Genomic DNA, 21,894 nt, shown 5'->3' on the forward strand with positions numbered 1-21,894 from the left:
TGTGAGGAGAAGGAAATGTTGAAGAGATTTGGTTATAGTCTTTTGGTTGTTGGGGCGTTGGTGGTTGGTGTTGGTGCAGTGAATACAGCTCTTGTTGGTACCGCTATGGCAACAGAAGCAAAGTGCGACAAATGCGGACACACAGCAAAAGAGGGTAAAGATTGCAAGTGTGAGTGCCATCACAAGCACTAAATAAGTAAGCTAAGTGTAACTATTTGGCAAAATTCAAAAAATAATTACAAAAAGGCAACTCATTTGAGTTGCCTTTTTGTTTTATAGAGATTGACCAGCATCAATTATTGCTTTTTCTCACAGCCACACATCATCTTCGCCCTTACTAATCTTATCTCTTCGTAGGAATAATCGTTTCCTAATTTCTCTTTTACCGGATTGAGAAACTCCAAGCCTGATTCTTTGAATGCTCGTTGGATATGTAGCTGTTTTTCTGTGGCAACAATGCTGTCTATGGAGATACCAGCGCCATCCAGAATAAGTTTTTCCAGATGAGAAATGATCGTGGATAATGCTAAATTCCGCTTTTGTGCGATCTCATGAATGGTAAGGTGTTGTTTGTAAAGTTCCAGGGTCATTTGAACCGTGGAAGTCTTTGGTTGTTTTACAGGAGATTCAGAACATTTATGAGCAATCTGATTTGGCATGATATGGTGTTGTTCACAGTAATCGGCGATCTCTTTGAGAACGACCTTTCCGTATTTCATCAGTTTTTGATCTCCAACACCACTTATCTTCCTTAAACCAAGCAAGCTTTGGGGATAATAGATAGACATTTCTTTTAAGCTGGTATCATGGAAAATAACATACGGAGGCACTCCTTCCTGATCAGCCAGTGTTTTCCTCAAAGTCCTCAAACGTTCAAACAGCAAGCGGTCGTAATCCTCACCCGCATCAATTTTTTGAACAGAGATTTGTTCTTCGGGTTTTATCAAAAACACCTTTTCGCTAGACAATAATACATTCCGGCACTTTTCTTGTAACTTCAATACGGGATACTTATCCCCATCCAGCCTCAGGTATCCCAATTGAATTAATTCACGGACAAAAGCCTGCCACTGAGACTTTGAATATTCTTTTCCGGCACCGTACGTCTTGATCGTGTTATGCTGGTTCTGTACTATTTTTTGATTCTTTGAACCCTGCAGGATGTCAATAACATAGTTAATTCCGAATCGTTCACCCACCCGATAAACGCAGGATAATATCTTTTGTGCAGCAATCGTTCCGTCAAATCGTTCCTTCGGTTCTAAACAGACGTCACAACTCCTGCAATTTGGTTCATCGAGTTTTTCTCCAAAATAAGCCAGCAATAACCTTCTCCGGCAAACGTTGCTTTCACAATAGTTTGCCATCTCCCGCAATTGCCTGTATGCAACTTGTCGCTCACCTTCGTCCGTTTTTTGATTGATAAAATATTCTATCTTGAACATATCAGCGTAACTAAAGAACAGAATACAGTCGCTTTTTAACCCATCCCTTCCCGCACGGCCTGTCTCCTGATAATACCCTTCGATGCTCTTCGGCAAATCGTAATGGATCACATACCGCACATTGGGTTTATTAATGCCCATACCAAATGCAATCGTTGCCACAATGATCTCAACGTCTTCACGGATAAACCGTTCCTGGTTTTCTGTTCTGGCTTCAGCGGTGAGACCTGCATGGTACGGCAGGGCACGGTATCCGTCCTTCTGCAGGCTCGTAGAAAGCCTTTCTACGGTTTTACGGCTCTGACAATAAATAATTCCCGAATCTTTCTGTCGTCCTTTCAGATAGTGGAGTATTTGATAATAGGGATTATCCTTGGGTTTAATTTGATAATGCAGGTTTTTCCGGTTAAAACTCGCCTTGAAGATCCTGCAATCCGACAACTTGAGATGTGTGATAATATCTTCCTGGACGACCGGTGTGGCGGTGGCTGTTAAAGCCATAATAGGCACCTTTGGGAATCTCTCCTTCAGTAATTTTAACTGGCGGTACTCCGGTCTGAAATCGTGTCCCCATTCCGAAATACAATGTGATTCATCAATGGCAAACAGGCAGACCTTTAATCTCTGTAAAAACTGCAGAAATTCCGGCATAACGAGTCTTTCCGGCGCGATATAAAGGATCTTTACTTCATTGTTTGATAAACTCCGCTTTTTTATATCAATTTCGCCATAACTCAAAGAACTATTAATAAACGTTGCCGGAATACCATTCGCCAACAACCCGTCTACCTGGTCTTTCATCAAGGCGATTAATGGAGAGATAACAATAGTTACACCGTCAAAAAGGAGTGCAGGTAGTTGATAACACAGGGATTTCCCACCCCCGGTCGGCATAAGGACAAAGACGTCTCTTTGCCCCAGTGATTCCTTAATAATATCCTCCTGAAGTGGGTAAAAACTTGTGTATCCAAAATATTTTTGCAGTATCGTATACATAGTATTTCAGGGATAATACTGATTTTCATTTCCCGAATCAATCGGAAACATTTTGACATTAAAATATACTATGATAAACTTTGGTATATGAACAACAGAAACAAAGGAAAAGAAAGTATCCCCGAAGACATGGTACTCATCCCTGAAGGGCTGTTTTTGATGGGGAGTACAAGGGAAGACATTGAAAGATTATTAGACCTTGACCGTAATATTGAAATTGATCGGCTGGATAACGAATTTCCTCAAAGAGAGGTTTATCTCAGTGCCTACCTCATTGACAAATATCCCGTTACCAATGCTCAATATAAGCGATTCATCGAGTCCGGCGGTTATGGTCAAAAGGTCTTTTGGTCAGAAGCCGGATGGCAGTATATCTTACAGGCAAACCCATTGGAAAGTAACGATCTGGATGCCATCTCGCATGGTGAACAGGATTGTCCTGTTGTAGACATCTCGTGGTATGAGGCTGAGGCTTTTGCCAGATGGGCAGGAAAAAGGCTTCCTACCGAGGCAGAATGGGAGAAAGCAGCCCGCAGTACCGATGGCAGGGCATATCCATGGGGCAACGAGTTTGATAAAACGAGATTAAACTGTGCCGAAGTTAAGATAGAAAAACCAACCCCTGTAACGAAATACCCGCAAGGCCAAAGTGTTTATGGATGTTTCGATATGGCAGGAAACGTATGGGAATGGGCCGCCGACTGGTATGACAGTCAATACTATCGCCATGCTCCAAACAAAAATCCACAAGGGCCCACCATAGCCGAAGAAAGCCCTTATTTTGGGAGACCGGAAGACGTAGGTATTTCCATTTATGAATTAAAGCCTTATGCGGCAAGTAAAATGCTGAGTGCCTGCAAGGTATTACGGGGAGGTTCGTGGAATGGGTCTGGTGTTGTTCACGTCCGTTGTGCAAATAGGGATTACGACGAACCCACGTATAAAAACGACACCATTGGTTTTCGCTGCGCAAAGTCTTTGGGATAAATAATTCGTTGTCATTATCCGGTAGATCTTCTGCAGCATGTAAAATATGCCAACTTGATTGTATAGGAATTTTCATTTTATTTAAGCAGTATTTGGGGTGGCACGGACAAGCTTGTTTATCCGTATTTATTTGACTATATTTGAGAAATACAGTCGATTGAAACAGAATTTTCGAGGTCATCGGTTTTGGACGAGAGGATTTTATGTGAGTACGGTAGGCTTGGATGAAGCGAAAATACGGAAGTATATACAAGATCAAGAGGAAAATGAGTCGATAGAAGATCAGTATGACTCAGATTTAAGTAATCCCTTTTAGTGAAGCACGTGTCATTGGTAAAGAACGTTGCATTGTACATTAATAACCGTACAAATGGAGAGCATTCCTGATTAGAAAATAAAGCGGAGAATATCCCTTAAGGGGTACCAGTAACAATGCCCTTTTAGGGCTGGTCAAGCCACTAGCTACGCTGCTGGATTGAGTTATAACCTGACCCATGAAACAATCCTTACAACAATCAACAACTGCACACCATGTTGAGCATATAATCATCGGTACGGCAGGGCATATCGACCATGGAAAGACGTCCCTGGTGAAGGCATTGACGGGGATTGATGCCGACAGGCTGCCCGAAGAAAAACAGCGTGGATTGACCATAGATTTGGGTTTTGCCTATCTCGACCTCGATTCAGACCAAAGAATCAGCATCGTAGATGTGCCGGGACATGAACGGTTCGTCAAGAACATGCTGGCGGGCGCGACCAGCATTAACCTCGTATTATTCGTCATTGCGGCTGACGATGGCGTCATGCCACAAACTATTGAACATCTGGAAATTATCAACCTCCTGGGCATCAGACACGGACTCATTGCCTTAACGAAAAAAGACCTGGTAACTGACGAATGGCTAACAGTAGTTCGAGAAGATATCAAAAATATTGTGACGGGTACAACCCTGGAGCACGCACCGATTATTCCCGTATCTGTGGTCACGGGTGAAGGGATTGAAGTCTGCAAGTCTGCCATAAAAGAACTTATTTCACAGATACAAACCAGGAGTAACACACGCGTATTTCGAATGCCCATCGATCGATCTTTTACCATCTCCGGGTATGGATGTGTTGTCACAGGGCCCATTCTGGGTGGGCAGGTTTCCGTGGTGGATGAAATAGAAATAGTGCCCCTCAAAAAAACCTTGCGTGTCAGAGGAATTGAAGTGACCGGAGAACGGGTTGATACTGCCTTTGCAGGGCAACGGGCAGCGATTAATCTCTCGGGTATGAAATCTACCGAAATACAACGTGGGTATGAACTCTCGGCTCCGGGATACTTGCAACCGGTGAACATTGCCGATGCCTCATTAAGATTGATTCAAAGCGCAAAAAATCCATTAAAAAACAGGACACGGATTCGGTTTCACCTTAATACCTCAGAGGTGATGGGTCGTGTTATACTGCTGGATAGAGACACGCTAAAACCCGGCGAAGAGACCTTGTGTCAATTCCTCCTGGAAAATCCCATTACCACCGAAAGGGAAGACCGGTTTATTATTCGCTCCTATTCGCCGGCTTATACCATTGGCGGAGGTAAGGTGCTCAGGTATAATACAACCCGATTGAAACGCTTTAAAGAAGAGACGCTCAAGACTCTAAGGATTCTGGCCAGTGGAAATCTTTCCGATATCGTGGAACAGATTTATTTAGGTAATACCGTTGGCAGAGGCGAACGTCTGTTTGCCCCTGCCATTGATGATATCTCCAAACAGGTCAATATTCACCCTTCGATTGCTGAAAATGTCATAGCAGGGTTGATAAAAAAGGGGTTACTCCTGAAATTTGTTATCGAGGGCAAAGACGTTATTATTCATCGTGATGTTATCGCTTCTTTAAAGGGGCAGATGTTGAATATACTCAGGGTATTTCACAAGGAAAACCCTTTAAAAACAGGGATGGAAGAGACCCAACTCAAAACACTGGTAGCTGCAGGCTTCACGCCTGTGCCAAAAACTTTAAAAGCAGGGATTGGAGAATTGCGCCAAAAACCAATCTCCGGCGATAATATTCATCCTCTCTTGCTCACTGCGGTGATCTCCGTCTTAGAAAATGAAAAGGCCATTAAGGTTACTGACAACAAGCTATCTCTCATGGACTTTATGATTGAGGTATCTGCGAAAGACAAGGGTGTAGCGGATAAAATCGAAGAGACATTTTGCAAGGCAGGGTTTACCCCGCCTTCCATGGAGGAAGTATCCACAAAATTTGGTACCAATGGTAAGGCTGCCATCTCATTGCTTGTTGAACAAAAGAAGCTCGTTATTGTGGAGAGTGGCCTCTGTTTTCATGCTACGGCACTCAACAAATTAAAAGAAATGATCAGGGATCATATCACCAAACACGGTACGATGAGCGTGGCACAGTTCAGGGATTTGACGAAAACCACCCGCAAATTTGCCGTCCCTTTGCTGGAATACTTCGATGCCATCCATTTCACCAGACGGATGGGGGATGTGAGGATATTACTGTAAAACTACCTCAATTTCTATCGGATCTTGTGCGAGTTCAGATTTGAAATTTATGATATTGATTTTAGAGAGATAGGATTGTATTGGGATCAATAGTAAGGTATTGGATATGAAACGAGGATTTGACGAGAATAATCTGTACGATAATTTGGCGTGGTTATCGGGGAATCAGGCAAAGATAGAGTGAAAGCTGTTTGAGGTAAGGCGGGGGAGGCAAGAGGCCGAAGCTGTTTTTGTATGACGTGACGAGCAGTTATGTGGAGGGGGGAGTAGAATCATTTTGGTGAGTACGGGTGTAATCGCGACGGCAAGAAGGGGAAGAAGCAGATCGTGATTGGCATGTTATGTGATGAATCCCGGGAGCCGGTATCAACGAGGGATGGCGAAGACCCGCCTAGCAAAATTAGAGGGTATGGAGAAATACCTTGAGAAGGAGAATTGTTATCTGGGAGAGCATCCGGGCAGAGGTATTGCCGGGACTGAACATACGGGTAGTCACGAGAAAAAAACTTCTTAATCAAAGAAAAGACCAGGAAAACTAAGGATTTCACGGTCTTTTTGTTTTTCATTTATGCGGTGAATATCCGTTTTAGAAAAGAGCAGCAACAAAAAGACAAAAATACCAGACAAAGAACTAGAAGAATTATTACTACGAGAGAATAAACAGTCTATTTTAAAACTAAGGAACCACAGCCAAATATTTTTTGTTTACTCTTATATTAATTTGTGTATGGTATTTTAACTTAATTTTTGGAGGAGTATATGAGACGAATTGGATATTTTGCAGGTGTTGTTAGTATTGCCTTTGTAGTAATGACCTCTTACGTGGTCAATAAGGCATTTGCCGGTTCTGATTGTTGTGGTACCAAGGAAGTTTCTGCCGGTGAAAAATGTGAAAGTAAGTGTTTGGTTTGTGGAAAAGTAATAGATAGCAAAAGTAAGCCGGTAAAAGTAGAACACAATGGGAAAACCTTTTGCTTTTGCTGCGAGAATTGTGCAGATACTTTCAAAAAGGACCCGGGAAAGTGCTTAAGAGACGAGGATCAACGTCAAAAAGAAAAATAATAGACAATGAAATTGTTACGAGACGATAGGAAACAATCAGTCTGTTTTAACCAAAAGGCGTTCTTGTGTTTTTTTTATACAAGAACGCCTTTGTTGTTTTATCTTTCCGGGAGAACATTAGATATATTGCGTAATTGTACAGTTTGAAACAATCTTAGGATTATGACATATTCTAAATAGAGGGAATGATCTTACCGTAACATCAAAGATACTTGATCATAGCAGTGTCCATATCACGGCAGAGTTTTATATCCATAGAGACCTTAACTCGAAGCATGATGCAATTGGGAAGCTAGTAAGGCATCTCATGAGTGGCAAAGAGGTGTTTCTCAGGCGATGTAACCAAGTACGGCTACGGTACGGCTTGCATATATATGGACGAGTTATAACGCAAGCAGACAAATGACTTACAGAAATTTTTATACATTAAATCTGAAATGCATAATATCTCCATCCTTCACAATGTATTCCTTTCCCTCACGTCTTAAAAGTCCTTTTTCTTTAACCTTTTGTTCTGAACCCGTCGCAATGAGATCGTTATAGTTGTATGTCTCAGCACAGATAAATCCACGTTCAAAATCAGAGTGAATTACTCCTGCCGCCTGCGGCGCCCTTGTTCCCTGTTTAATCGTCCATGCTTTCACTTCTTTTGGACCTGCCGTGAAATAGGTAATCAGGCCTAATAGCCCATATGTTTCACGGATCAATTTTTCCAATCCAGACTCTTCCATCCCCATCTCCAGATAATAGGTCTTTCTTTCGGAGGGTTCCATTTGTACAATCTCCGATTCGATATCCCCCGAAATGACCACGCATTTTGAGTTTTCCTGATTTGCATAATTAGCAACTGCTTCTATGTATTGCTTATCTTTTTCAAAATCAAAAACATTCACAACGTATAATACCGGTTTCTCAGTCATCAAATGCATATCCTCGATGAGATTTCTTTCCTCATCCGATAAAGGTAATAACCTGACCGGTTTATTGCTATTGAGTCCATTCCTGACTTTTTTTAGCACGCCAGCGGCAGCAATAGTGTTTTTATCACCGGTTTTCAAAAGTCTCTCGTTCTTTAATAGCCTTTTTTCTACCGTATCCATATCCGCAAGAATCAATTCCGTATTGATAATCTCGATATCACGGATGGGGTGTATCCCGCCTTCTACGTGAATGATATCACTTTTCTCAAAACAACGCACCACATGTAAAATGGCATTGACATTCTTGATGTGTCCCAAAAATTGATTCCCCAAACCCTCTCCCTGACTAGCACCCTTCACCAGACCGGCAATATCAACAAATTCAACGGTTGTGGGCACAATTTTTTCAGTAGTAATTATTTCTGCTATTTTATCCAGACGCAGATCCGGTACGGCAACCACACCCACATTAGGATCAATGGTACAAAAGGGATAATTTGCCGAGGCGGCCTTGGCCGAGGTCAATGCATTAAAGATCGTGGATTTCCCGACGTTCGGTAATCCAACGATACCACAATTTAAACCCATGGGTAAATCCTTCTCCTGTGTTTATAAATACGAAAAAAATAAACCTAAATTCCCATCTTAAAAATGGAAACTTAGGAATTATCATAATCGCGAATGTTTCTTGGATAAAACGAATAATTACTAAAACAAATAATAACGAGTTACGCCGTAATAATCAATCATTTCTCATCCAAGTTTCTTCAAAAGCTAAACTATCATTTTGCTATCCCTTTTTTGTGGCAGCATCTTCGCTATCGAGATAATGCTCTGCTCAAGTTGATCTCAGGATAATTTCTTTTTTAAAACGTATGATAAATTCGGCGCCTTCCTGAGAATAGAAACAACCACAAAAAATATCCTTTCTTTTGAACTTAGCGTCTGCCCTCCTGTCATCGTGCGTGTACGTTCGTGCCTTTAAAACAGTGTCAAGTATGTTTGTTTATTTCTGGTACCATTTTCCGGTTGGATTTTGTAACCATTCTCCCTTCCTTGCTTTACTGGCAATCTGCTGTGCCCTGCGCTGCCCCACTTGCTCTATGCTGGCCCCTTCTTTTTTAGCAATTGATTCATAAACTTTTCTTCTATCCTGGTTTTCTGCCTGAACGATGTCCTCTTTTTCACGCCTTCCGCCAATAAATTGCAAATATCCCGTATTGTTCTCTCCGATTATTCCTTTGGACTTTAATTCAATAATAATGGGAAGGCGTTTTTCCATTTGTCTTTTTAATGCACTCAGATCATCGGCAACGGATGAAACATTTGCAAAAAAACTTCCGAATAGCATAATGATGAGAAGAGAGACATAAATTTTTAATTTCATTTTTTTCTCCTTTATTTGAAAATTTTAACTTTCGATAGATAACTATTGAGCAGGTTCAGATACTTCTTCGGTTTTTTCACCACCAACTTTTTGTGCGGCTTCGTCTAAATTGCCAAAGAAGTTTTCAAGCTCCCGATCGATTCTAATATTCACGTCGATGGTGATTTGCATTGGCTTTACGTCTACTTCCACTTTGTGTTCAGTTTTACATCCTTGTAAAAAAATAAAAAATACTGCGCAAGAAACTACGAAGACTCTTTTCATTCCCCCTTCTCCTTACGATTATTTTTCAATTATTCGGTACAATAAAAGCATACTTCTCTGTCATTATTATTCCTCCTTATTGGTATCAGTATTTCACAATTACTCAGATTGCAACAATTCACTCATTCCGGCACCGTAATACAACATTTTATCGAGGGGCAGTTTAAAATTGATATCAAACCGTATTCCCTGAAAATGTGCCCTTGGCTCTTCTATTTTTACGAGTCCCTTTGCTTTACTAAAACCAAATGGTAATAAATCGGCAGGCCTTCCGTCCATCTGCATACGGATCATAAGGTCATCACCCTGGCTCAGTAATGAAAGCTTTGCCCAGTCATATGTAAAATTTTTCAGGGCTTCCCGGGCAATTTGCATTTGAATACTCTGCTGAACACCCGATGCTCCTGATACGAGTGTATCAGTACGAAAACTAATGGTACCTTTTTCTCCGGGTGTAGAATAAAGGAAACCATCATGGACTTTTATTTTCGCATCTTTATAACTTATTGGGATCCTTCCATTTACTGAACCTTCACCATCAGCGCTCGCTGCCTTAAACTGTTTTAAGATTGTTGCAAGTTTAAGGCGATCGCAGTAACAAATAATATCGAATTCTCTTCTACCGGATTTTATCCGTAAACCATGCGTATATACATGTCCTCCGCACCAGGAAAAGCTACTCTTTTTAAGAAAAAAAGACGAAAAAGATTCTATCTGGAATTCAACCTCTCCTTCATTCATTTCTATATCGCCCCAGGCAAAGCGCTTAAATTTTAACATTTGATCAGGGGCACTGCAAAATTTGTATAAATCCTGCATATCCAGGTCAAAATCAATGCCTTCAAGTGCAATTTTTTTTTCAGGAACTTCTATCTTTGAATTACGCATTGTTATGAGTGCACTACTTGTTATCGTACTACCAATGAATTTGCAATTACCGTTCATATCCAGATTGCCTTCAAAAAACATTCCTGTCAATTGGGGTGAAAACTTTCCAAGGTTTATTTTTATAGCCTTTTCTGGTTCGGAGGTTTTAAAATCAACTTTCGAAACAAAATTACCTTCGTTGCTCATTCCCGCACTTCCCAGGAAATAAACGCGAAAGTCAGGGAATAAGTCCTTGTGTTGGCCTGCAAAGAAGATATTTAGCCTGTCCTGATAAGGTGTCGCAAAAATTCTCCCAACATCCATGTCCGCATATTTTATTTCATCTATGTTAAGATATCTTTCTGGCTTATTTGTGGATGTAATTTTATCCGTTTCCATCGATGGATATGGCCATTGGAGAGGGATTTTGGCGTGTATTTCCCTTACAGAGAGGCTTCCGGTATGATATTCTGTATCTGTTACTTTTGCAAAGGCTTTTATCGTGGAAAACTGCCCATTATCAATGGACGAATTGCCGAATATCCAAAAATTTGGAATATTGATACGCATATAATCTGAATCATATTTTATATGAGACACTTTCATTGAAAATCGTGTAGTACCATTCGAACCTTTTCCTTTTCCACAGACGGAAAAAATCTTCGGATGCAAATGAATCTTTTCTGTCTGTCCGTGAAATTGTAGCGGCGTATCTGAACCGGTGGAATTCAAAGAGAAATGCCACTGAGATCCTCTTTTTTTACCTTTAAACGTAAAGGGTAAAGATTCGGAATCGGCAACTTTTAACCAGAAACGAGAATTGCTGCTTGTTAATTCTTTATTAATGTTTACATAAATCTTTCCCTGCATATCCATTTGCTCCGGAGAGATGTGTAGATTGCAATCAGTATTTTGTCTCATAGATAGTTCTATGGGAAAGGGCGACATAATACAAAAACGGGAGAATTTCATATGAATATCGTCCTGTTTTTTTGTAACTTCTATCGTTAATGGAACATTGCCAAGGGAATTCTGTATTTGCAATTCCTTATATTCAATATTCATATTAGTAAAGTTAAGCTGTATTCCAAAGTCATTTGTTTTAAAATTATATCTTGCGTCCATAGCTATCTGGGATGCGATTTTAACTCCTGGTAGTGGGTTTATTAGGTTTGGATATAGCCATAATTGCGCTTCATAACCTGAATTTGTTTCATTTCCCTGTGTGGCAAAAGGCTTTGCTTTAATGCTCAATGGGATTCGAAAATTCTCATCTCCTGATTTTAAAAGAATGGTAGCATTCCGTAATGCAAATTCTCCAAAACTTATGGGCATTGTTTGTTGTTGCGAATTGGCCGGTTTTTCTCGCTTTGTATCCGAAGGACTTTGGAAAAGTTTATTGAAATCCATTCCAGCAATACTAAAAGTTCCGTCTTTATATTCAGACCTGATTTCAACGCCGCTGATAATGATCTTGTTTACGTGTTTTTGAAATAAACCAAATAAAGAATAGTCGAAGCGGACAGAGTCAAATGACAGAGAAGGGCTTTCACGTTCTCCCCATTGCAGAGAGGACAGGTCGAGTCCGGTCAGACTGAACTTGCGCACATTGCAGGTGAAGTTGCTAAGTCCGAAGCTTTTGGCAAGGCTGGGAAGCAGTTTTTTCTCGAGAAAAAACGGAATAAACAAATATATGCCACATAACAGGGAGAAAATAATGAATACAATGACAATAGAGCGAAATGCTATTTTTCTATTCAGATCCATAGTAACGGTTCTTTTATTCGAGATTTATCATATTCACTTGGTAAATACTATAAATGCATATAAGCACAAATACAAGCATACAATGATAAAATTTCCTTGATAGCACTGTAAGCACTGATAGAATGAAGAGATGAAATAACAAAAATATGTTCAAGATCGATCTCATATTTTCATGAGGCAAAAGGAGGGGGACTATGGAACTGGTTTATTTTATTATCAGTGTGGTAACGCTGATTGTTGTTGCCTTCCTATTCTACGGGAAAGATCTTTTCAAGCGCAAAAAGAATAATAAAAAAGGGCAGGGACAATGAAAAAAATCCGGTTTTTTTTATGGCTTTCACCCCGAACGGTTATATTCATTATCATGATACTTTACCTCTTTTATTCCGGAGGAATGCCTTTGGCATTTGCACAGAAAAAAAAGATTCCTGCCCCTGAACTAGCGGGTGGTACTGCCTGGCTCAATGTTTCAAAACCCCTGGCCCTGGCTGATTTAAAGGGGAAGGTCGTACTCCTGGACTTCTGGACATATTGCTGTATCAATTGCATGCACATCATTCCCGACCTTAAAAAGCTGGAGGAAAAATATCCAAAAGAATTAGTGATTATAGGGGTACATTCCGCAAAATTTGAGAATGAGCGGGATGCAGAAAATATCCGTCAGGCTATTCTTCGGTACGAAATTGAACATCCGGTAGTTAATGACAGCAATTTTGCCATCTGGGATGCCTACGGTGCCAGGGCATGGCCCACACTCGTACTGATCGATCCAGAGGGGCATGTGGTGGGAACAGATACAGGCGAGGGACATTATGAGACCTTGGATAAACTCATTGGCCAATTGATCTCCGAATATCGTTCTAAAAATCTCATCAATGAAACCGCCATACCACTTTCTTTAGAAAAATACAAACTAGGAGAGGGCATTCTCTCTTTTCCCGGCAAAGTGCTGGCGGATGAGGCATCAAATCGGTTGTTTATTGCAGATTCAAATCACAATCGGATCATTATTGCAGATTTGGGAGGCGCCGTTTTAGATATTGCTGGCAATGGTAAAATTGGCAAGAGCGATGGTGTATTTACGGAAGCAAGCTTTCATCATCCACAAGGGATGGCCATTCACGGGGATCACTTGTATGTGGCAGATACCGAGAATCATCTCATTCGTAAATTGGATTTAAAGGCAAAGACGGTCAAAACAATTGCTGGTACGGGTAAACAGGCGGACTTTATGGATACTGGTGGAATGGGCATGTTTTCCCCTCTTAATTCGCCCTGGGATCTGGTCTTTTTAGACGGGCAACTCTATATAGCCATGGCTGGGGCACATCAAATCTGGGTGATGGATTTAGAAACCGCAGTTTTCCAACCCTTTGCTGGTAGTGGCAGGGAGGGGCGTATTGATGGCCCGTTAGATAAGGCCGCCCTGGCTCAGCCCAGCGGGATTACGGTTTCCGGCAGAAGGCTCTATTTTGCAGATAGTGAGGTAAGTTCGATTCGTTACGTTGACCTTGAAAAGAAAGAAGTAAAGACGGTGGTAGGAAAAGATCTCTTTGTTTTTGGAGATGTGGATGGTCAGGGAGACGAAGTACGTTTACAACATCCGCTTGGTGTATTGAACCACAACGGCCTTATCTATATAGCGGATACCTATAATCATAAGATTAAGCTTTTAAATCCTCTGGACAGGACGTGCCGGACATTCTCAGGTAATGGAAAAGCCGGACATGTAGATGGTAAAGATCCCCAATTCTATGAACCCGGAGGACTCAATATTGCCAATAATAAACTGTATGTTGCCGATACCAATAACCATGCCATCCGCGTGGTTGACATGAAAACGAAGGAGGCGAGTACCTTGCAGATCAAAGGACTCAAAACAGAGGTCTCACAAAAAGTATCGGAGAGTGCACTACCTCCTTTTGCAAAGTCGCTGGATTTACCTTTGAAAACCTTGAAAACAGATACAGAGATACAATTAACAGTAAACATAAACCTTCCCAAGGGATACCATTTGAACCCCAATGCCCCATTGTCATATATGGTCGAAGCTGGTAAAGGTATTCAGATTGAGCAGGGCAATCGGGAAGTGAGACTCGAAAAGCCTGCATTACCTATAAAAATTTCCTTCAAGACAGGTTCTGAGGTATTGAGTACAGATTTAAAGGTCTCCGTGAGTTTTTATTATTGCAGGGAGGATAATCAGGGGGCGTGCTTCATTGATGCGGTAGTCTGGCATCAACCGATTAAAATTGACAAGGACACGGGAGATACTGCGGTGGCGTTGGACTATGATGTAAAATTGCCGTAAAATATTTGAAGGAATGTCTATTGAAAAATTTTAGAAGCATATCCACATTTTACAAAAGAGGATATTCTTACGGCTATTTTCTTATTCTGCTTTATTAAATCTCTTCTTTTCATGCAACTTCAAGTTCAGCAACTTTACGCACGCAGGGAATAGTACCGCTCGTTAATTCTTGATAAATATCCTTTAAATTTTCCTTTAATTCTTCAAGGGATTCACCCTGAGTCTTATAGTCTGGATATTCTTCAAGGTACCCTATCCACATATCTCCATCTTGCCAATATACGTATTTTTTTCTCACCATAGTATTGCCTCCTGTATTTTTACTTTTCATCGAAATAGGGGATAGAGTCCCATAACCTCCTCTGCCCATATATGCCCGAAATCAGAAACACATATATGCATTCGCCGAACGATAAGTTAGATGTAGTTTTAGGGGGATGGCTGTAACGGTCCAATATCGCGCTTCTCGATTGCAATTGGTTGCTCACTAAGGGGCAAAATTCGAAACGTTTTGAACGTTGTTCTTGAGTTCTCATCATACGTTCCAAGTAGAAGGCAGTCTCCCATTTTCTGAATTACAAAGGAGCCTGGCTGATCAGGCAGAACAGCGAAACTACACTGGTTTTCAGTGCTCCATTTTCCAATAGTGCGAAACAATCCAACTCCAACGATAGCAATTACGAACAGTGTAAACACCATGTCTGGAATAGCCCTATTCTTGCAATAGCGTGCGGACAGATACTGTATCAGAAACGCCAAGGTTGCCCAGACAGGAACAGCTATGGCTTTACGCCATCGAAAGTTCGAAAAAATAGTGAAAACAAGCCACATAGCAAGAAAATATAAGAAAAGGATGACAAATGGCCGTATCTTCCCCTTCAGCTTAAGTAGTCCTCCTGGTGTCAATCCAATTAACATATCACCAAATTGAAATAGGATCGTCAGAAAACCCACAATGGTTGAGCCGATAACTAAAAGCGTAGTAGTATCTACAGTGATCAGTTCGGTTGGAACGCCAAAAAACGCAAAATACCCGACCTCATATTGGTAAGCGAGAAAGTAGGCGAAAACTGACGATAGGGCGAGAGTTATTCCCTCGGAAAGTCCTCACTTATGTTGAAGATTGTTTGGCTCGGTTGGCATAACATCGTGAATATCAAAATTTAACTTGCGTTCAAGCAGTGAGATATCGACCAAAATCAGCATCGGTTATCAGCCGTCCGCAGGACTAAGTGTTAGGCTCTTTCTTGAAAAAGTTAAACTCTGGTTTTCCAATAACCTGGTTTACGTCTCAGATGCATATAATGTACCCCAAAAACTGGACAGTATGTTAAGATAGAAAATCATGCCTGGCTAAAGGCAGGCATGGAAGAGAAAAAGGTTTGGAAAGGGGGTATAAAATAAGAGGTGGAGAGGAAGCAATATAATGGGGAATTTAAGGCGAGAGTAGCGATAGAAGCGATAAAGGGGGAGAAGACTGCAAACGAGCTAGCAGGGCAATATGGGGTACACCCAACGCAGATAGCACAGTGGAAGAAGCAGGTAATAGAAGAGATACCGAGGATATTTTCGCTGAAGAAGGTGCAAGATGCCAGAAAGGAGGATGAATTGCGTGCGTCGTTGTACCAGCAGATAGGGCAATTGAAGGTTGAACTGGATTGGCTGAAAAAAAAAGTTGGGATCAACGGTTGAGGAAAGGAAGAGGTTAATAGAGCCAGAAAATGAGGAGATAAGTGTAAGTCGGCAGTGTGAGTTACTGGGGATATCCCGTTCAGTCTTTTATTATAAGGCGATTGGTGAGAGTGCATATAATCTTCAATTGATGAACCTGATAGATGAGTATTATACGGGGTATCCGTTTTATGGGGTAAGGCGGTTGACGGCATGGTTAAGAAAGGAAGGGCATGAGGTAAACCCTAAGAGGGTAAAACGGTTAATGAGGAAGATGGGATTATATGCGATCTATCCGAAGCCTTGGCTAAGTAAAGGAGGTGAAGGACACAAGAAATACCCATATTTACTCAGAGGATTGAGTATAGAGTATCCAGATCACGTGTGGTGTGCGGATATAACGTACATACGGCTCAATCAGGGGTATGTATATCTCATGGCAATAATGGACTGGTATAGTCGGTATGTGCTGTCGTGGGAGACATCAATAACCCTGGATGTGGGATTTTGTCTGGAAGCATTAGACAGGGCAATAAGGAAGGGATGCCCTGAGATATTTAACACGGACCAGGGATCGCAGTTTACGAGCAATGCGTTTACTGGGAAATTAGAGGGAGCCGGGGTAAAGATCAGCATGGATGGAAGGGGACGAGTGTTTGATAACATTTTTATAGAGCGTTTGTGGAGGTCGATAAAATACGAGGAGGTGTATTTAAAAGACTATAAGACGGTAAGAGAGGCAGTGGATGGTTTAAGGAGGTATTTTGATTTTTATAACAACGAGAGATTACATCAGTCGCTTGAATACAGAGCGCCAGCAACGCTGTATTGTAGTAACAAAAAGGCACGGAAAGGAGAGATGGTAAATACTCTTGAACTGACCGGGTAAAAATGGCAAGAAAGCAAGAACGGAGAAATGCACAGCGGATGAGCAGAAAAACTCCATTCCGCTCCGCTCCATTCCGTTTTCCTGCTCATCAAATAATTAAAAGATACTTCGCATAAACAATACTAAAATTCTATCTTATTTTTATTAAATAATTGTCTAGACAATGGGGTACACCTTAGCATGACTGCGATTATTTCTATAAATTTATTTTTATCACGATAAATAATACCATATGGGAAATGCAATAAACTACATTTTCTCATGTTATCATCAATTTTTCTATAAAGTTCAGGGTTCCTTTTTATTCGGTTTATCGTATCAGTTAATGCCTCGATAAATCTCTTTCCGAGACCTTTTTGTTGCTCTTCATAAAATTTGGCTGCTTCGTCTGCTTCTGCGAGTGCTTCTGGATGAAAATGAAAGGGTTTCATGAATATTTCTTTTGGAGCCCAGCAAGTCCTTCATTTCCTGAAATTAATTCTACTTTGCCTTCGTCAAGTTCCTGACAACGTTTTTTGATTTCTTTCATCCATTCCTCACTTATTGGGAAGTCTTCTTCAAAATCTAAGCTTTCAAGAAGTAACTCAGCGAGATATGCTCGAGAATTTGCAGGAAGCGCTAATATACTGTCAATGATATCGTCAATATTTTTTACCATTTTAAACCTCCTAACAGGTAGCTTTTTGTAAATTATCTCATTTTTGTTGCCTAATTTATATTGTAATACTACATTAAATAAGGACGAATATAAAGCATATCGTTATGAAAAAACTCCCAAACAGATAAATTAAATTTGGGTAGGGTGTTTTAAGGCGCTGTTTTTTTGCGCTGAATCCACCTTCACAATACCCACCCCTGAGTCCCCTCCCGGGAGGGGACTCAGGGGTGGGTTCGCTCCGCCCATTGCAATTAACAATTCATCCCTATAATCCAGTTCAAAATTTCTGGTTCAATCTGTAAGATTACGCCAGTCCTGATGGTAGATTCGGCGCAAAAGACAGCGCCTTAATCGTTCGACTGAGCAATCGACGAAGTCCACCCTACCCGTTACTCCCATTTCAATTTCGGTTCGCGGGCGGCCTTTACTTCATCCGGACGACCGATCAGGGTAGTTTGTGGCGTGTTACGTACCACCTCTGGTCGTTGTTCTATGTCTTGAGCTATCCGGATCATGGCGGCAACAAAAGTATCTAATGTCTCCCGTGATTCTGTCTCTGTAGGTTCTATCATCAAGGCCTCTTCCACAATCAATGGAAAGTAAATCGTGGGGGCGTGGAAACCGTAATCCAGTAGTTTCTTGGCGATGTCCAGAGCAGACACGCCTTTTTGCTTTTGTCTTTTTGCAGAGATAACGAATTCATGCATACAGGTCTTTCCATAGGGAATGTCATAGTATTTTTTGAGTTTGTGCCGCAGGTAGTTGGCATTTAAGACGGCATGTTCACCCACCTTGCAAACACCTTCCTTGCCCAGTGACAACAGATAGGTATAAGCCCTGATCATCATCCCAATATGACCGTAGAACGCCCTGACCCTTCCTATGGAATCAGGGTAGTCATAATTTAAGATATATTTTTTCCGTAACACTTCAGCCACAGAGTTCACAGAGGACACAGAGTTATGAGGAAGCAGGGGCGAACGGCCGCTAGCCCCTGCACTTTTTCTCTCTGCGATCTCTGTGCGCTCTGTGGCTAATACATCGATTCGTGGGACAGGTAAAAAGGGTTTTAATGCCTCAGTAACGCCAATGGGTCCGGCGCCTGGTCCTCCCCCGCCATGTGGAGTGGAAAAGGTCTTATGAAGGTTCAGGTGTAGGATGTCTACACCCATATCACCTGGTCGGGCTATGCCCAGGAGGGCGTTCATATTTGCCCCGTCACAATAGACGAGTCCACCTGCATTATGGGCGATCTTGCATATCTCCACAATATCCTTCTCAAAGAGACCAAGGGTATTGGGATTGGTGATCATGAGGGCGGCTGTATCACGAGTAAAGAATGCTTTTAATTTCTCTATGTCAACGAGACCGTTGGCATTTGATTGAATCGATTCGACCTCATAACCACAAAGGGCGGCCGAGGCAGGGTTGGTGCCATGTGCAGAATCGGGGATGATGATCTTGTGTCTGGTTTCGCCCTTTTTCTCCAGGTAAGCACGAATGATCAACATGCCAGTTAATTCGCCATGGGCACCAGCGGCAGGTTGTAAGGTAAATGCTGGCATCCCCGAAATATTTACGAGGATTTGCTCAAGCTCGTAAAGGAGTTTCAGGATACCCTGACATTGCTCAATAGGCTGATATGGGTGTAATTTCGTAAAACCCTCCAGGCGGGCTGCATCCTCATTAATCCTGGGATTATATTTCATGGTGCATGAACCCAACGGGTAAAAATTGGTATCCACGCAGAAGTTCATTTGAGAGAGTCTGGTGAAATGCCGTACGACATCGATCTCTGAAACTTCGGGCAATTTTGCCTCTTGTTTCCTTAGCATCTTTTCAGGGAGGAAATTTGTTATAGGTTTCTCCGGTACATCACAGGCAGGGAGGATAAAACACCGTCTGCCAGGAGAAGATTTTTCAAAGATGAGTGGTTCAGTATTGTTCATAGTCTTTAACTGTATTATCTAGTTTGCAGGATGGATTTTATTTTATTAAGTAAAGTTCTATAAATAGGTTCTGCTGTTTGAATGAATTCCTTTATCAGCATTGTCCGGTTAAGTTTTTGCGTGGTCATAATTTTTAGCATGTTCTTTGAAATTGTAGTTACCAAAAGGAGAAAAGTTTAAGTTTCTGGCTTCATTATTTATTTTGATTCTCAACTCTCTGACTCTTTTGATAGAAACTTTTTCTTTGAAATTATTGTGACAGTAAATAGCAAGTAGAAGATAGGTAATTAACCCTGCAAGTATTTGAACCATTAATCCGTGCTGTGATCGTGCGATAAGATGATAGACCTTGAGGTGGCGCTTCCACCAACCAAAGAATATTTCAATATTCCAGCGAAGCTTGTAAAGAGAAGCGATATCTTCAGCAGTAAGGTCATGGCGGTCAGTTGCAACCCAATACTCTTTAGCGTCTATCCAATACCCGATAAGGCGAACAGGTTTTTCTGTCTGATTCACCTGGGGTGTTCCAAGCAGGACAAGGGCATCATAAAAGACTATGCTCCCTGGCTTGAGAGGATTGGTTTTTATAACGGATTTATTTGTATTCTCTTTGATACGGCAGACAAAATGCTTTCCTTCTGTCTGCCATAGGTCAAAGTCTTTATGGCACTGATAATAACGGTCCATGATTCCCGTCTGACCAGGGGAGAGTATTTTGTTTACGAAAGGGCGTTCGTCACCTTTACCATCGGTAAGGTAAATTTTTGATGGAATAGAATGGTTAAGATTAAAACCAAGGTGGGCTTTTGCTTTTTTTGCCCCCTTTCGGTAATCTGCCCAATGCATGGAAAGGACTGCGTCAATGAATGAACCATCAATACTGACGAGTTCCCCCAGATGTTCATATTCCTTGGGGAGCACCTTTGTGGCATCGGCTTGAAGTTTCGTGAAAATAAAGAGGAGTTGCTCGATGCCTCTGTGGTTGATGGCCTCGAAAAAGCTGCTCTTTTTGATACCGTCGGGAGGCGCTATTTCGGTTCTGGCAAAATCATCCTCTTGGAGTTCCTGAAGGAGATCTCTGCCTGAGGAATGTTCTTCGAGATGGTAATAAATAAGTGCTTTGAGTTGTTGTTCGAAATTCATCTGCAACGGCCTGTTTCCTTTTGATTCAAGAGGTGGCACCGAATGAAAAATATTCTGTACAGGACTAAACAGTTCATGAAACGTGGGAATTTTTTGCTGTTTGCAAAACGGATCAATGGTATATGGCATTTTTATAACTCCTTTATAGTTAAAGTGTTATAAAAATTTTGCCATCATTGACTATTTCAAAAAGTCAAGCAAAAAATACCTCTTTCTAAAAAAATTTATTGTCTTTTGTTTTACGCAAATTTCTAACCGGACAATGCTGTTCCTTTATGGTAGTCCAGCGAATATCCAGGTATTCATGAGCAAGAATGTTTCTCAAGACTGCCCATCGTGAGATATTCTCACCAAAAACCTCATCAAAGTGAGGAGAAGCGCCGAGTTCTTTCAAGATTTCCTTATATGAAGTGGGGTTTCTCCTATCTTCAGAAGCAAGGATGACTTTGGCTATGTCTATGGAACAAGTAACTATATTTTCAATCCATCTCTCGAGATTTCTCCTTGTATCCCTGTCTCCATTATAAGTTTTCCAATCAATTTTTGAGAATTTTTGGAAATCTGATAACTCTGATTTCATAAAGTCAGCGTATCGTATAAGTCGCTCTCTGTCTTCAGGTACTAACACCATGTTTTATTCTCTCTTTCAGATTCCAATATGACTCAACCCATTGCCTGAAATCAATAGCTTCAGAGGTAATTCTTAAAAGAAAGTCCATATAAAGATTATGATTTTTTATAATAATGGGGATGCCTCTCAGTGCGCTGTCTGCAATAGTGGAAGCGGCTCTGTTGAGGATCAGCAGGTCTACCTCCTTTTCAACAATTTTTTCAATATCTAACCAAATGGATTTTTCGTAGTTGCTCCTGAAGTCTGTTTTTTCTCAATCATAACCTTTCCCTTCCGGGACAAAATATATGGCTATATCAACGTCTGAATCAATGCCGTCCTGACCTCTTGCCCAGGAACCAAAGAGGAAAGCGAAGGAGATATCGTCTCTTTTTTCAAAATAGACCTTCAGTTTTTCTACGATTTTATTTGTATTCATTTAGCGA

The 21,894-nt window shown here is 41.2% G+C and carries 21 protein-coding genes; 8 read left to right on the forward strand and 13 right to left on the reverse strand.

The window, feature by feature from the left end:
• The first annotated feature begins 15 nt into the window (after positions 1 to 15).
• Positions 16 to 192, forward strand: coding sequence for a hypothetical protein (locus tag BROSI_RS20310; protein ID WP_164468393.1), 177 nt, complete (start codon positions 16 to 18; stop codon positions 190 to 192).
• Between the two features lie 104 nt (positions 193 to 296).
• Here BROSI_RS20310 and recQ read toward each other — a convergent pair whose 3' ends face one another.
• Entirely contained in the window at positions 297 to 2,441 is a 2,145-nt protein-coding gene (recQ, locus tag BROSI_RS13040; protein ID WP_052564246.1) for a DNA helicase RecQ, read from the reverse strand.
• An 87-nt stretch (positions 2,442 to 2,528) separates the two neighbouring features.
• Here recQ and BROSI_RS13045 point away from each other — a divergent pair, with 87 nt between their 5' ends.
• The 5 genes from BROSI_RS13045 (at position 2,529) to BROSI_RS13055 (ending at position 7,012) form a co-directional block, all read left to right on the forward strand.
• Complete coding sequence (locus BROSI_RS13045; protein WP_157842521.1) at positions 2,529 to 3,428, forward strand: formylglycine-generating enzyme family protein; 900 nt, start codon at positions 2,529 to 2,531, stop codon at positions 3,426 to 3,428.
• A 97-nt stretch (positions 3,429 to 3,525) separates the two neighbouring features.
• A complete protein-coding gene (locus BROSI_RS21425; protein WP_082059208.1) occupies positions 3,526 to 3,744 on the forward strand; it encodes a transposase in 219 nt (72 codons plus the stop codon).
• A gap of 178 nt (positions 3,745 to 3,922) precedes the next feature.
• The gene (selB, locus tag BROSI_RS13050; protein ID WP_052564248.1) at positions 3,923 to 5,950 is read left to right on the forward strand and encodes a selenocysteine-specific translation elongation factor; all 2,028 of its coding nucleotides are present in this window, start codon (positions 3,923 to 3,925) and stop codon (positions 5,948 to 5,950) included.
• Positions 5,951 to 6,281: 331 nt separating this feature from the next.
• Positions 6,282 to 6,464, forward strand: a complete 183-nt coding sequence (locus tag BROSI_RS19935; RefSeq protein ID WP_157842522.1) for a hypothetical protein — start codon at positions 6,282 to 6,284, stop codon at positions 6,462 to 6,464.
• 245 nt (positions 6,465 to 6,709) lie between these two features.
• On the forward strand, positions 6,710 to 7,012 hold the full coding sequence (locus tag BROSI_RS13055; protein WP_052564249.1) for a YHS domain-containing protein: 303 nt from the start codon (positions 6,710 to 6,712) through the stop codon (positions 7,010 to 7,012).
• Positions 7,013 to 7,431: 419 nt separating this feature from the next.
• Here the strand turns inward: BROSI_RS13055 and ychF are convergent, their stop codons facing one another.
• The 4 genes from ychF to BROSI_RS13075 form a co-directional block, all read right to left on the reverse strand.
• A complete protein-coding gene (gene ychF / locus BROSI_RS13060; protein WP_052564250.1) occupies positions 7,432 to 8,520 on the reverse strand; it encodes a redox-regulated ATPase YchF in 1,089 nt (362 codons plus the stop codon).
• 418 nt (positions 8,521 to 8,938) lie between these two features.
• A complete protein-coding gene (locus BROSI_RS13065; RefSeq protein WP_052564251.1) occupies positions 8,939 to 9,319 on the reverse strand; it encodes a YdbL family probable chaperone protein in 381 nt (126 codons plus the stop codon).
• Positions 9,320 to 9,361: 42 nt separating this feature from the next.
• A complete protein-coding gene (locus BROSI_RS13070) occupies positions 9,362 to 9,583 on the reverse strand; it encodes a hypothetical protein (protein ID WP_052564252.1) in 222 nt (73 codons plus the stop codon).
• 99 nt (positions 9,584 to 9,682) lie between these two features.
• On the reverse strand, positions 9,683 to 12,217 hold the full coding sequence (locus BROSI_RS13075; protein ID WP_052564253.1) for an intermembrane phospholipid transport protein YdbH family protein: 2,535 nt from the start codon (positions 12,215 to 12,217) through the stop codon (positions 9,683 to 9,685).
• 394 nt (positions 12,218 to 12,611) lie between these two features.
• Between BROSI_RS13075 and BROSI_RS13080 the strand changes: the two genes are divergently transcribed.
• Positions 12,612 to 14,528 (forward strand): thioredoxin-like domain-containing protein, encoded by a 1,917-nt coding sequence (locus BROSI_RS13080; RefSeq protein ID WP_230400736.1) that lies wholly within the window; start codon positions 12,612 to 12,614, stop codon positions 14,526 to 14,528.
• A gap of 109 nt (positions 14,529 to 14,637) precedes the next feature.
• Here the strand turns inward: BROSI_RS13080 and BROSI_RS13085 are convergent, their stop codons facing one another.
• The gene (locus BROSI_RS13085) at positions 14,638 to 14,829 is read right to left on the reverse strand and encodes a type II toxin-antitoxin system HicB family antitoxin (protein WP_052565839.1); all 192 of its coding nucleotides are present in this window, start codon (positions 14,827 to 14,829) and stop codon (positions 14,638 to 14,640) included.
• A gap of 128 nt (positions 14,830 to 14,957) precedes the next feature.
• Positions 14,958 to 15,446, reverse strand: a complete 489-nt coding sequence (locus tag BROSI_RS13090; RefSeq protein ID WP_157842523.1) for a hypothetical protein — start codon at positions 15,444 to 15,446, stop codon at positions 14,958 to 14,960.
• A 489-nt stretch (positions 15,447 to 15,935) separates the two neighbouring features.
• Between BROSI_RS13090 and BROSI_RS19175 the strand changes: the two genes are divergently transcribed.
• A protein-coding gene (locus BROSI_RS19175) for an IS3 family transposase (protein WP_420886059.1) occupies positions 15,936 to 17,088 on the forward strand; the annotation gives its coding sequence in 2 pieces (ribosomal slippage) (positions 15,936 to 16,204 and positions 16,203 to 17,088; 1,155 coding nt in all).
• Between the two features lie 122 nt (positions 17,089 to 17,210).
• Here the strand turns inward: BROSI_RS19175 and BROSI_RS13105 are convergent.
• The 6 genes from BROSI_RS13105 to BROSI_RS20545 all read right to left on the reverse strand — a co-directional run bounded on the left by BROSI_RS13105 (position 17,211) and on the right by BROSI_RS20545 (position 21,887).
• A complete protein-coding gene (locus tag BROSI_RS13105) occupies positions 17,211 to 17,519 on the reverse strand; it encodes a type II toxin-antitoxin system RelE/ParE family toxin (RefSeq protein WP_052564256.1) in 309 nt (102 codons plus the stop codon).
• The gene (locus BROSI_RS13110) at positions 17,516 to 17,746 is read right to left on the reverse strand and encodes an addiction module protein (RefSeq protein ID WP_052564257.1); all 231 of its coding nucleotides are present in this window, start codon (positions 17,744 to 17,746) and stop codon (positions 17,516 to 17,518) included. Before BROSI_RS13110 ends, BROSI_RS13105 begins: the two co-directional genes overlap by 4 nt.
• A 389-nt stretch (positions 17,747 to 18,135) precedes the next feature.
• Positions 18,136 to 19,695, reverse strand: coding sequence for an aminomethyl-transferring glycine dehydrogenase subunit GcvPB (gene gcvPB / locus BROSI_RS13115; protein ID WP_052564258.1), 1,560 nt, complete (start codon positions 19,693 to 19,695; stop codon positions 18,136 to 18,138).
• A 108-nt stretch (positions 19,696 to 19,803) separates the two neighbouring features.
• Positions 19,804 to 20,955, reverse strand: a complete 1,152-nt coding sequence (locus tag BROSI_RS13120) for an IS4 family transposase (RefSeq protein WP_420886065.1) — start codon at positions 20,953 to 20,955, stop codon at positions 19,804 to 19,806.
• Positions 20,956 to 21,052: 97 nt separating this feature from the next.
• The gene (gene hepT / locus BROSI_RS13125) at positions 21,053 to 21,469 is read right to left on the reverse strand and encodes a type VII toxin-antitoxin system HepT family RNase toxin (RefSeq protein WP_052564259.1); all 417 of its coding nucleotides are present in this window, start codon (positions 21,467 to 21,469) and stop codon (positions 21,053 to 21,055) included.
• A 253-nt stretch (positions 21,470 to 21,722) separates the two neighbouring features.
• Positions 21,723 to 21,887: a nucleotidyltransferase domain-containing protein gene (locus BROSI_RS20545; RefSeq protein WP_200891747.1), complete on the reverse strand. Its 165-nt coding sequence runs from the start codon at positions 21,885 to 21,887 to the stop codon at positions 21,723 to 21,725.
• Positions 21,888 to 21,894: the final 7 nt, after the last annotated feature.

The organism is Candidatus Brocadia sinica JPN1 (genome assembly GCF_000949635.1).
Lineage (GTDB): Bacteria > Planctomycetota > Brocadiia > Brocadiales > Brocadiaceae > Brocadia > Brocadia sinica.

Excerpts from the sequence above, each read along its gene's own strand:
- BROSI_RS20310 (WP_164468393.1), top strand. The coding sequence starts at position 16 with ATGTTGAAGAGATTTGGTTATAGTCTTTTGGTTGTTGGGGCGTTGGTG.
- recQ (WP_052564246.1), bottom strand. The coding sequence starts at position 2,441 with ATGTATACGATACTGCAAAAATATTTTGGATACACAAGTTTTTACCCA.
- BROSI_RS13045 (WP_157842521.1), top strand. The coding sequence starts at position 2,529 with ATGAACAACAGAAACAAAGGAAAAGAAAGTATCCCCGAAGACATGGTA.
- selB (WP_052564248.1), top strand. The coding sequence starts at position 3,923 with ATGAAACAATCCTTACAACAATCAACAACTGCACACCATGTTGAGCAT.
- BROSI_RS13055 (WP_052564249.1), top strand. The coding sequence starts at position 6,710 with ATGAGACGAATTGGATATTTTGCAGGTGTTGTTAGTATTGCCTTTGTA.
- ychF (WP_052564250.1), bottom strand. The coding sequence starts at position 8,520 with ATGGGTTTAAATTGTGGTATCGTTGGATTACCGAACGTCGGGAAATCC.
- BROSI_RS13065 (WP_052564251.1), bottom strand. The coding sequence starts at position 9,319 with ATGAAATTAAAAATTTATGTCTCTCTTCTCATCATTATGCTATTCGGA.
- BROSI_RS13070 (WP_052564252.1), bottom strand. The coding sequence starts at position 9,583 with ATGAAAAGAGTCTTCGTAGTTTCTTGCGCAGTATTTTTTATTTTTTTA.
- BROSI_RS13075 (WP_052564253.1), bottom strand. The coding sequence starts at position 12,217 with ATGGATCTGAATAGAAAAATAGCATTTCGCTCTATTGTCATTGTATTC.
- BROSI_RS13080 (WP_230400736.1), top strand. The coding sequence starts at position 12,612 with ATGCCTTTGGCATTTGCACAGAAAAAAAAGATTCCTGCCCCTGAACTA.
- BROSI_RS13085 (WP_052565839.1), bottom strand. The coding sequence starts at position 14,829 with ATGGTGAGAAAAAAATACGTATATTGGCAAGATGGAGATATGTGGATA.
- BROSI_RS13090 (WP_157842523.1), bottom strand. The coding sequence starts at position 15,446 with ATGTTAATTGGATTGACACCAGGAGGACTACTTAAGCTGAAGGGGAAG.
- BROSI_RS13105 (WP_052564256.1), bottom strand. The coding sequence starts at position 17,519 with ATGAAACCCTTTCATTTTCATCCAGAAGCACTCGCAGAAGCAGACGAA.
- BROSI_RS13110 (WP_052564257.1), bottom strand. The coding sequence starts at position 17,746 with ATGGTAAAAAATATTGACGATATCATTGACAGTATATTAGCGCTTCCT.
- gcvPB (WP_052564258.1), bottom strand. The coding sequence starts at position 19,695 with ATGAACAATACTGAACCACTCATCTTTGAAAAATCTTCTCCTGGCAGA.
- hepT (WP_052564259.1), bottom strand. The coding sequence starts at position 21,469 with ATGGTGTTAGTACCTGAAGACAGAGAGCGACTTATACGATACGCTGAC.
- BROSI_RS20545 (WP_200891747.1), bottom strand. The coding sequence starts at position 21,887 with ATGAATACAAATAAAATCGTAGAAAAACTGAAGGTCTATTTTGAAAAA.